Origin of the sequence: Microcoleus sp. Pol12A5 (assembly GCF_036701435.1) — a bacterium.
Taxonomy (GTDB): Bacteria; Cyanobacteriota; Cyanobacteriia; order Cyanobacteriales; family Microcoleaceae; genus Microcoleus.
In genome coordinates this window covers 1-11,462 of the sequence record NZ_JAUBQU010000156.1, presented here as the reverse complement: position 1 = coordinate 11,462, position 11,462 = coordinate 1, and the positions used below count along the sequence as shown (strand labels likewise).

Here is an 11,462-nt window from a genome sequence, read left to right as displayed (position 1 = left end):
TCTTCCCTTTCTGTTGTTGGAGTATTAATCAACAAAAGTTGACCAATATTGAGGTGAGTGGATTGTTTCTGGGATTCGGGAATCAAAACGTAAGCTGCTTGCTGTACGCGATCGTGCAGAAATTTGTAATAACAGGATTCTGGATTCTGGAACCACGAGTCAGAAGTATTGCTTTCTTCTTCTGAATTCTGATTTGTGAATTCAAACTCCTCTGAAGTGAAAAACTTATAAACTTCAGTTAGTGGGAGAATTAACCCTGCTTGCAAAGCTGGCCACAATGTGGCTGCCGTATCTGAAGAAGATTTTTCACACACTACCGCCAGCGTTTCTATATCAAATTCGTTACCAATGCAGGCAGCTAACTTTAAAACTTCTTGCGTCTGGATTGGCAACTTTTGCAATTGAATCGCCATGAACTCGACAACATCATCTGTCAGGGCTAAGGTTCGCACTCTCGCGATATCGCACTCCCAATACCGCTCCTCAAAATTAAATGTAATTAGCCCATCTTCATGCAAAGATTTGAGAAATTGCGTGCTGAAAAATGGATTGCCTTGGGTTTTTTGATCTATCAGTTCTGTTAAGGGCATAGCCAACCCTCTAGAACAAACTAAAGTATCGGCAATCAAACAATTCAAATTGACGCAATCGAGTGGCGCGAGGGTAATGGTGTTTACAGTAGCTCCGGTTTTTTGAATGTCGGATAATGTCACCACCAAAGGGTGTACGGGACTGACTTCGTTATCTCGATACGCTCCAATTAAAAAGAGATACTGCCGATCGCGATCGCTCGTCAAAAGTTGAATCAACTTTAATGAGGCTGAGTCGGCCCATTGCAAGTCGTCTAAGAAGATGACGAGGGGATGTTCTTTGGTTGTGAAGAGTTGAATGAAGTTCTCGAATAACCGATTGAAGCGATTTTGGGCAGCGCTGCCCGAAAGCTCTGGTGCGGGTGGTTGCTCTCCGATAATCCGTTCTAGTTCGGGAATCACCTCAACGATTACCTGAGCATTCTCGCCCAATGCTGCCAGGATTTGAGTCTTCCACTGTTCAACTTTCGCATCTGTTTCGCTCAGCAATTGCTTCATTAAATCGCGAAAAGCTTGTACAAAAGCTGAGAATGGTTGGCTGCGTCCAAATTGGTCGAATTTGCCTTTGATGAAGTAGCCTCTAGCTGCGACAATCGGTTTGTGAACTTCGTTGACGACGGCGGTTTTGCCAATACCTGAGAAGCCAGCCACCAGCATCATTTCCGCGCTTCCTGCACTCACGCGATCGAAGGCTGCTAGTAGGGAGAATACTTCGTTCTCTCTACCATATAATTTTTCGGGAATGATGAAGCGATCGCACAAATCTCGCTGCCCTAGTTTAAAAGAGGCGATTTCTCCAGTTTTTTGCCACTGGTACAAACAAGTTTCCAAATCAAACTTGAGTCCTAGAGCACTTTGATACCTATCTTCAGCATTCTTCGCCATCAGTTTGCTAACAATTTCAGACAGCACCAATGGAACGCTTTTGTTAAGGTGATGGACTGGAATAGGCTGCTTGGCAAGGTGACAGTGTACTAACTCTATCGGATCTTCGCTTTGGAAAGGCAACTGTCTCGTGAGCAGTTCGTAGAATGTAACTCCCAGAGAGTAGAAATCCGTGCGGTAATCAATGCCTCGGTTCATTCGCCCAGTTTGTTCGGGAGATATGTAAGGTAAAGTGCCTTCGAGGAGGTTGGGATTTTGAATTTCTTGGGTTTGGCGCGGCAACAGGGAAGCGATGCTGAAGTCAATCAGCTTAACTTGTTTGCTGGCAGGGTTAATTAAAATGTTGGCGGGTTTGAGGTCTTTATGGATGACGTGGTGGCGATAAAGTCCGTCGAGCGAGTTGGCAATTTGAATTGCAATGGGAAGAAACTCGTTAATAGGCAGCCCTTCCAGAGGTTCCCTGCTGGCGAACACCAGACTAGCGAGGTAGCTACTTAAGGAAATTCCGCCAAAGTCTTCCATCACCAGAGCATAGTGGTTATGGTAAGTCTCCAGGCTGTATGCCTTGACAGTGCCGGGGATCTCTAAGTTTTTAGTAATGACAAACTGATTGCGGAAGTGAACCAGTTCGTGGAAGCGGGGAAAGTCATTTCGCAGCAGTTTGATCACGACGGGCTGCTGATCGGAAGACCGACGGCCACGATAAACTAGAGTTCGATTGCCTGCGTATATTTGCTCGTTAATCTGATATCCTCGAAAAATATTTGTTATGCTAGCCATATCTACGTATTCCTACTGCTTCTGTCTAGCTGAAGCTTTTTAGAGTTAATATCTACTATATTCCCTCTATCGGCTGTGCTATTGATTAACTATATTTAGTTTAAGCTACTTTCTAGCTTAAATTATAAAAAAGCGATTTTTCAAACAAGACTTAATATTTGGGGTGCTTTAGGTTGTCTACTTATTATTTTGAGATCGCGCCAACCTAAAGTAACTTTAGCTTTTGGCCTATTTGCTGAGTCATTAACACCCAAAAATAAAAGTTGGCAGGCTTGATTTAATCTAACCTCTTCGTTAGGAGAACAGATTGAATTCTTAAGTTATCTGCCATTTTAATCATTGTCAACTTATTTGAATTTCTATTTTTAATGTAATATGATTACCAGGATTTATATAAGTGAATCTAGGTCTACCTGTATGCAGAATTGAGCGTAATAACCATCGGCACATTTTACCACTCTTACGATTTCCGCTAAATGGCTTTCTTTTATAAAAGATAGGCATGAAATATTCCCCATGCCAATCAAATCTGTAAAAACGCTCACGGTTGAGCTAAACAAAATTACCAATGACAAGGTTGTGAGCGTTAGTCGAGTTGAGTTTGAGATTTGAGATTTACTTCAATGAATCTGGCAGCTTGAACAGTAGTCTAAAATTTTTGCCTCTCCCCGAATCCTGTCAGCAAGCAAGTATCCATTTGGGGGCGTGGTCAAAAAAGTGGCGCCGGCTCTACCAGATGCTCCTAATGTGTGAGAAATCCTGGAAATAGCCTGCATTGATGACTGACAAAACTTTGCGGGGGAAAATATAAATTAGAGTTATGGATAACTGTCAACCTTTTTCGGCTAGGCATCTTAGCGTGGGTTCTGGACGATCGCTGACAAGACTTGCACACAAACTCTGACTGTAATGGGTGAAATTTTATCAATTTTTTGATAAACTTGATGTTCGCGGCTTGAGAGTTGACTTCACAATAAGACAGGTTTCACCAGTTGTGAACCGCGCTCCTACATTGCACCTACCGACTGAGCGGGCAGGTGGCTTTTGTGTCTGCGGGCGCTGACGAAAGCAACTCAACAGCGCAGCAAGCAAAATAACGCTAAAGTTACTATCTACTTGAGTCCGCAAGGCTACCCTTGCGAACTCAGGAAAAACCCACCCAAAACACTCGTGAAGCGCAGCTATCCCGTAGGGAATCGGCTGCAATGTATCTAGTCGCATGGTGGCAATTTCTCCAAGAATCACTGCTTTTTAACAGCCGGGTATTCTAGGAGACATCTCCGAGAGGATGCTAGCGAGATAATTTAAAATCTGCAAACAGGGTTTAAGTGCTAAGTACAGGCCGCATAGACGTAAATTTTTAATCAAATCAGCTTCCAATGTGCTGTCTTAAAGTTTACTAGGCTCCCACCGCTCGGCAGCCTTCTCTCTCCGAGCTATAAAAACGCATCCACCACACAATCACGGAAATAACATTCAATCAACATGGGTAACACGATCGATCCAAACAGAAATAGAAACGTGCATCAGACTGAGCGAGGAACTCCTTATGCCGGCCAAAGCTGGTTAGTGGAAGAAAGAGATGCCTGCGGTGTGGGTTTTATTGCCAATCAAAACGGTGCAGCTACTCACTCCTTAATTCAAAAAGCTCTGCCAGCCTTAACTTGTCTGGAACACCGCGGCGGTTGCAGCGCCGACCAAGATTCCGGCGACGGTGCGGGTTTGATGACCGCGATTCCTTGGGAATTGCTCGATGCTTGGTTTGCCGAACAGGGAATTGTGCCTCCGGCGCGGGAAAACTGCGGCGTGGGAATGCTTTTCCTGTCTCAAGATGAAAGTCAAGCGAATATAGCGCGACAGGTGGTTGAGGAAGTTCTGACCGATCGCGGGCTGACAGTTGTGGGATGGCGCAAAGTTCCCATTGTACCGTCGGTTTTGGGCGAGCAAGCGCTAGAAAATCAACCTAAAATCGAACAAGTAATTGTCAGTTCACCGCAATTAGCCGGAGACGAACTCGACAGACACCTATTTCTGGCGCGCCGCACGATCGGACACGCGCTGTCAAATCGGCCCAACTTCACCCGCGAAGACTTTTATACTTGCTCTTTCTCCTGCCGCACGATCGTCTATAAAGGCATGGTGCGATCGGCCGTACTAGCAGAATTTTACCCAGACCTGAAAAATCCCGCTTATAAAAGCTCCTTTGCCGTCTATCACCGGCGCTTCAGCACCAATACCATGCCCCGCTGGCACTTAGCCCAGCCCATGCGCTTGCTGGGACACAACGGGGAAATTAACACGCTGTTGGGCAATATTACCTGGATGAAAGCGCGGCAAGCGAATTTAGCTCACCCGAATTGGAGTCAAGCTGATATCGACACGTTTAACCCAATTGTCAACCCCGAAAGCAGCGATTCGGCAAACTTGGACAACGTGATGGAGTTGTTGGTACACTCCGGCCGCACCCCCCTGGAATCCCTGACAATTCTGGTTCCCGAAGCTTACAAAAATCAGCCGGATTTGGCTCCTTATCCAGAAATTGTCGATTTTTACGAATATTACAGCGGCCTTCAAGAACCTTGGGACGGCCCCGCACTGCTGGTGTTCAGCGACGGGAAACAAGTAGGTGCTACGCTCGATCGCAACGGTTTGCGGCCGGCGCGCTACTGCATTACTAAAGACGGTTTGGTAATTGTTGCTTCCGAAGCCGGAGTTGTCGATATTCCCGAAGCAGATATTGTCGAAAAAGGCCGTTTGGGGCCAGGACAAATGATTGCAGTTGACCTGCAAACTCAAGAAATTCTCAAAAATTGGCAACTCAAACAGCGAATTGCTAAGCGGCATCCCTACGGCGAATGGCTGCAAAAACACCGCGAAACCTTGGAACCGCAGCCTTTTGCCGAAACCCCAACGCTCGACTCGCAAACGCTGTTAGCAACCCAAACAGCTTTCGGTTATACAGCCGAAGATTTGGACATGGTGATCGTCGAGATGGCCAGTTCTGGGAAAGAACCTACTTTCTGCATGGGCGACGACGTTCCCTTGGCTGTGTTGTCAGAAAAGCCTCAGTTGCTGTACAACTATTTCAAACAGCGGTTCGCTCAAGTGACAAATCCGCCGATCGACCCCCTGCGCGAGGGGATGGTGATGTCGCTGACGATGAATGTCGGCCTGCGGGGCAATTTGCTGCAAGCAGTGCCGGAAAATGCCAAGCGGCTGAAAATTGATTCCCCCGTACTCAACGACGCTGAACTGTCTGTCTTGAAAGACCAAAAGTCTTTCCTAGCTACCGAATTGTCAACGCTTTACAAAATTGCCGCCGGGCCTAGCGGTTTGAACACAGCAGTCGAGCAACTTTGTCAAGAGGCCGCTCAAGCGGTGCGCGAGGGTTCGAGAATTCTGATTTTGAGCGATCGACTTTTGAAAAAAGAAGGCGATGGCTCTTCTGTGGGATTGAGTGCAGAATGCACTTATATTCCGCCATTCCTGGCAGTTGGTGCGGTTCACCACCACTTAATTAGCGTCGGCCTGCGGATGCAAACTTCCCTAGTGGTCGATACCGCCCAATGTTGGAGCACTCACCACTTCGCTTGTTTGCTCGGTTACGGGGCGGTGGCTGTTTGCCCTTACCTGGCATTGGAAAGCGTGCGCGCCTGGTGGTCTGACCCCAAGACTCAAAACTTGATGCAGCACGGCAAAGTTCCCAATATTACCGTGACGCAGGCTCAAGCTAGATACCGCACAGCGGTGGAAAACGGCTTGCTGAAAATTATGTCGAAAATGGGGATTTCGCTGCTGTCTAGCTATCAGGGGGCGCAAATCTTTGAGGCGATCGGCATTGGCGGCGATCTGCTCGATTTGGGCTTCAAAGGCACGGTTTCTCGCATCGGCGGTTTGAGTGTCGCGGAACTGGCTAACGAGGTAATGTCTTTCCACAGTCAGGCTTTCCCAGAATTGCACCTCAAAAAGCTGGAAAATTACGGCTTTGTGCAGTACCGCCGGGGCGGTGAATATCACATGAACAGCCCGGAAATGGCCAAGGCTTTGCACAAGGCTGTGACTACTTTTAAGGCTCAAACTAACGGTAACGGCAACGGGGCCCAAGCAAAAATGACACCATTTGGTGACAAAAATGGTGAAAGTGCCTACGACCATTACGAGGTTTACAAGAAACAGCTCGAAAATCGCCCGGTAACGGCTTTGCGGGATTTGCTGGATTTCCAGAGCGATCGTCCTTCCATTCCCATTGAAGACGTAGAATCTGTAGCAGATATTGTCAAACGCTTCGCCACGGGCGGAATGTCTCTCGGCGCTTTGTCCCCGGAAGCCCACGAAACGCTAGCGATTGCCATGAACCGTATCGGCGGTAAATCGAACTCCGGCGAAGGCGGCGAAGACCCGGTGCGCTACAAAGTGCTAAACGATGTGAGCGAGAGCGGTTTCTCACAAACGCTACCTCACTTAAAAGGTTTGCAGAACGGCGATACAGCTTCTTCATCCATCAAACAAGTAGCTTCGGGACGCTTCGGGGTGACTCCTGAGTACCTGATGAACGCCGAACAAATCGAAATTAAAATCGCACAAGGTGCGAAACCGGGTGAAGGCGGTCAATTGCCAGGGGCGAAAGTGAGCGAGTACATTGCTTATTTGCGCCGATCGAAACCGGGTGTCACGCTGATTTCGCCTCCTCCTCACCACGATATTTATTCGATCGAGGATTTGGCGCAGTTGATTTTTGACTTGCACCAAATCAATCCGAAAGCAGGAGTTTCGGTGAAGTTGGTGTCGGAAGTCGGCATCGGGACTGTAGCGGCTGGTGTCGCCAAGGCCAATGCTGATGTGATTCAAATTTCCGGCCACGATGGCGGCACCGGTGCTTCGCCACTGAGTTCGATTAAGCACGCAGGTTCTCCGTGGGAACTCGGGTTGACCGAAGTTCACCGGGTGCTGATGGAAAATAAATTGCGCGATCGAGTTTTGCTGCGCGTTGACGGTGGCTTTAAAAGCGGCTGGGACGTGATTGTAGGCGCTTTGATGGGCGGCGAAGAGTACGGTTTCGGCACGGTGGCAATGATTGCAGAAGGCTGCATTATGGCTCGCGTTTGCCACATGAATAGTTGTCCGGTGGGGGTGACAACTCAACAAGAACACTTGCGGAAACGGTTCCCCGGAACGCCGGAACACGTTGTTAATTTCTTCTATTTCGTAGCACAAGAAGTGCGGAGTTTGCTGGCGAAATTGGGTTATAAGTCGATCGCAGATATCATCGGCCGCGCGGATTTGTTGAAAATGCGCGATGGGGTGAAACTAACTAAAACTCAAGCAATTAATTTGGATTGTTTGACCAAGTTACCGGATACTAAGAGCGATCGATCTTTCTTGATTCACGGCGACGTACACACCAACGGGCCTGTGTTAGACGACGATTTGCTCGCGGATGCGGAGATTCAAAGTGCGATCGCCAATCACGGCACTGTTAGCAAGAGTGTAAAATTGGTGAATACCGATCGCACTGTGGGAGCGCGTTTGGCAGGTGCGATCGCACAGCAACACGGCAACACGGGCTTTAGCGGTCAAATCACCCTCAACTTCACTGGTAGCGCGGGCCAAAGCTTCGGCGCGTTCAATTTGCCGGGGATGACGCTGGTACTGTCAGGCCAAGCCAATGACTATGTTGGTAAAGGGATGCACGGTGGCGAAATCGCGATCGCACCGCCGGCTGGTGCGACTTACGATGCTTCCGAAAATGCGATCGTCGGCAACACTTGTTTGTACGGTGCGACGGGGGGAACTCTGTTGGCTGCGGGTAAAGCTGGCGAACGGTTTGCGGTGCGTAACTCAATGGCGAAATCAGTCATTGAAGGTGCGGGCGATCACTGCTGCGAGTACATGACGGGCGGCGTAATTGTCGTGTTAGGAAAAGTCGGCCGCAACGTCGGCGCTGGAATGACTGGTGGCTTGGCTTATTTCCTCGATGAAGATGGGACTTTCCCGGCTCACGTCAACGGGGAGATTGTGAAGATGCAGCGCGTTTGTACGGCTGCTGGGGAGGCGCAATTGAAGGAGTTGATTGAGGCTCAGCGCGATCGAACCGGTAGCAAGAAAGCTGAGAAGATTTTAGCAAATTGGTCGGAATATTTGCCTAAGTTCTGGCAAGTTGTGCCGCCGAGTGAAGCGAATTCGCCGGAGGCTTCGGAACAAAAGATTGCTGTGGAAGTGTAATTTTGCAGTTGGTTAAATAGATGAGGGGCGACGCGAGTTGCCCCTTTTTTAATCTTCACATACTCAACAATTTCTGATGATTTGCGCTTGGCTAGAACAAAAGTTGCGATCGCACTTTCTTTTCTATTTACAAAAATTGCTATCACATCACTTATACTCCAAGGCCGATCGCACCCTGACCCCTCAAAAAAGCGTGTAAAGCGCAGCTATCGGGCTCTTAATCGATCGCTCAACAGTCAAAAACGCCACCTCTAAAGCTGAGCTAGCTCTCATTTACTTTGCATATTGTAATTATCAATAAAAGCTATAAGTTTTTCTCACTAGCTTTCCCCTGCTCCCTCAGGGTTTTACAGCAAAAGTTAAATACGCCTGAGCTTATCTGCACGGAGCGAAAAGTTTTGTTACAATAGGTGAGCTGTTACAAATCGTAACTTATGCTGATTTCTATTTTAATAATTGACGTTGCCCTCGTTGCCTGGTCTTTGCACTTAATGCAAGAGGCGATCGCGCAACGGGAATTTTCACTAATGCTAGCAGGTGCTCTAGTTGCGGTCTCAGCCGCCGCCCTGCTAGTCGTCTACTTTCTCATGGGGTCTTGTTTGAGCCATTTAACTGAAATATCCCAACACACTTACTAAATGATAGTAGGCGATTGACCCTTGTCCAGAAGCGAGGAGAGTTTTGTGAAAAAAAAGCCGAAAGCCTTGCTAGCCGAAGGCTCAAAACTAATTTCTCCAAAAAGCTTGACAAATATTGGTCAGTTAAGGCATGATTGAGAGCGCGAAAAGAAAGGGGAATTAGCTCAGTTGGTAGAGCACTACAATGGCATTGTAGGGGTCAGCGGTTCGAGCCCGCTATTCTCCATTAATCAAGATTAGGGATACATCACTGCTGTGTCCTAATTTGTACCGAAACATTACCACCGCGTGCTTAAATTCGATCGCGACTTGTACCTAAACAGCATAGGCGTGTCGTTAAATTCGATCGGGCTACACACCGCGAAAACCAATTTTCCCGTAAAATCAAAACAGTCTACCCGCAACCAAAGCGCTACCTGTGGCAAAGTCAACTGAATCCAGCAATCCAGAGAGTCCGAGCCAACTTGCCCGCACGCCTCTGTACGACCTATCATTAGAACTCAAAGCCCGGATGGTACCCTTTTCCGGGTGGGAGATGGCGGTGCAGTACGCAGGCATCAGCAGCGAACACCAAGCAGTACGCCAGCAAGCAGGAATGTTCGACATTTCCCACATGGGAAAATTCTGTTTGACAGGGAAACAAGTAAGAGAAAAATTTCAACCCTTAGTACCCTCAGACTTGAGCCGCTTGCAACCCGGTCAAGCTCAATATACAGTCTTGCTAAATGCCAAAGGCTGCATCTTAGACGACATTATTTTCTACTGCCAAGAACCCGACCCTATCACTAGCGAAGAACGTGCAGTAATCATTGTCAACGCCGCCACTCGCCTCGCCGACAAAGCATGGATCGCTACTCACTTAGAATTGAGCGAACTCAGTTTTACAGACCTCTCCGAAGATAAAATTTTAATTGCAATTCAAGGGCCCGAAGCTGTTAACTATATCCAGCCTTTTGTGGAAGACAGCCTCGCACCAATTAAAGCTTTCGGTCACTTAGAAATAAATCTGTTGGGACAGCCGAGTTTTATCGCCAGAACAGGTTACACCGGCGAAGATGGGTTTGAAATCATGGTGGATGCCGAAGTAGGAAAAGAACTGTGGCAAAAATTGTTAGCTGCTGGCGTTGTTCCCTGCGGATTGGGCGCGAGAGATACTTTGCGTTTAGAAGCAGCAATGGCTCTTTACGGTCAAGATATCGACGACAATATCACGCCTTTAGAGGCTGGATTGGGTTGGGTAGTTCACCTCGATAGCAAAGGTGATTTTATTGGCCGCGAGGTTTTGGAACAGCAGAAAGCGAGTGGAGTATCAAAGAGGTTGGTAGGGCTAGAAATGCAGGGGCGGCACATTGCACGCCACGGCTACCCGGTAATATTTGAAGGCGAAACAGTAGGAGAAGTTACTAGCGGTACATTATCGCCTACTTTGAATCGGGCAGTAGCCCTCGCGGTTGTTCCAGCAAAATTAGCGAAAATCGGTCAGCAATTAGAAATCGAAATTCGCGGGAAAAACTATCCGGCTAGTGTGGTGAAAAAACCATTTTATCGCTCGCCAAACCGCCCCAGTTAAATTAAGTAGGTAAGCCTTAATTCAGGGTCTTTGGTCATAGCGACGGTTCACAATAAAGTATAAGTGTATGTTTTGTGGAACGGGCTTCTAGCCCGTTGCTCATCTTGGTCAAGAAGACTCATCTACTAGCTTAGCAAATTGTCGCAAAGTTGCAGCATAGCGATCGCCCGCCACATCCATCAAATCATTATGACCGGCCCCATCAACCCAAAAATTCAATTTCGGCTGCTTCGCCACTGCAAACAACTGCTCTCCATGCCAAAAATGAACCACCTCATCAGCCTTACCATGAATCACCAAGACAGGCGATCGCACTTTGCCAATTTTATCAATATTCACAAACTTATCAAAGGGTAAAATCGGAATCCGCGTCAACACCCGAAAAGCCGAAACAAAGGAACTTTCAACCACCAAACCGCCCACTTTTTGCCGGGAAGCCAAATCAATTGCCGGCCCACCCCCCACAGAACGCCCGTAAAGAATAATTTGCTTTGCAGGTACTCCCAACTGTTGCGTTAAATAATTGTAAACAGCATCAATATCACCATAAGTATTATACTCAGAAGGATTTCCCTGACTCGTGCCGTAACCTTGATAATCATAGCCAAACACAGCAAACCCGCTATCTCGAATCTCTCTGAGTAGCCACAAAATGCCGTCCAAGTCTTCCGCATTTCCGTGACTGTAAAGTATGGTATATTTAGGGTTTGCTGAAGCAGTTGCAAAAGTAAACACTGTATGAGTTGTGTTATCCTAAAAAGGTGGAAGGGTGCAAGA

General features: G+C 47.6%; 5 protein-coding genes and 1 tRNA gene. 4 read left to right on the top strand and 2 right to left on the bottom strand.

Going from position 1 to position 11,462, the window contains the following annotated elements; translation table 11 throughout:
• A partial coding sequence (locus QUA45_RS25665) for a serine/threonine-protein kinase PknK (RefSeq protein WP_333222573.1) occupies nucleotides 1-2,255 on the bottom strand: 2,255 nt, incomplete at its 3' end.
• Nucleotides 2,256-3,740: 1,485 nt separating this feature from the next.
• On the opposite strand from QUA45_RS25665, the gene QUA45_RS25660 reads away from it, so the two are divergent.
• The 4 genes from QUA45_RS25660 (at nucleotide 3,741) to gcvT (ending at nucleotide 10,685) form a co-directional block, all read left to right on the top strand.
• On the top strand, nucleotides 3,741-8,477 hold the full coding sequence (locus QUA45_RS25660; RefSeq protein WP_333222571.1) for a glutamate synthase-related protein: 4,737 nt from the start codon (nucleotides 3,741-3,743) through the stop codon (nucleotides 8,475-8,477).
• A 434-nt stretch (nucleotides 8,478-8,911) separates the two neighbouring features.
• Nucleotides 8,912-9,115, top strand: coding sequence for a hypothetical protein (locus QUA45_RS25655; protein WP_333079270.1), 204 nt, complete (start codon nucleotides 8,912-8,914; stop codon nucleotides 9,113-9,115).
• A 153-nt stretch (nucleotides 9,116-9,268) separates the two neighbouring features.
• A tRNA-Ala gene (locus QUA45_RS25650) sits at nucleotides 9,269-9,341 on the top strand.
• A gap of 192 nt (nucleotides 9,342-9,533) precedes the next feature.
• Nucleotides 9,534-10,685: a glycine cleavage system aminomethyltransferase GcvT gene (gene gcvT, locus QUA45_RS25645; protein ID WP_333096621.1), complete on the top strand. Its 1,152-nt coding sequence runs from the start codon at nucleotides 9,534-9,536 to the stop codon at nucleotides 10,683-10,685.
• A 108-nt stretch (nucleotides 10,686-10,793) separates the two neighbouring features.
• Here the strand turns inward: gcvT and QUA45_RS25640 are convergent, their stop codons facing one another.
• Complete coding sequence (locus QUA45_RS25640; RefSeq protein WP_333222569.1) at nucleotides 10,794-11,420, bottom strand: alpha/beta hydrolase; 627 nt, start codon at nucleotides 11,418-11,420, stop codon at nucleotides 10,794-10,796.
• Nucleotides 11,421-11,462 lie beyond the last annotated feature (42 nt).

Coding starts and splice junctions, on each gene's coding strand:
- QUA45_RS25660 (WP_333222571.1), top strand. CDS start 3,741: ATGGGTAACACGATCGATCCAAACAGAAATAGAAACGTGCATCAGACT.
- QUA45_RS25655 (WP_333079270.1), top strand. CDS start 8,912: ATGCTGATTTCTATTTTAATAATTGACGTTGCCCTCGTTGCCTGGTCT.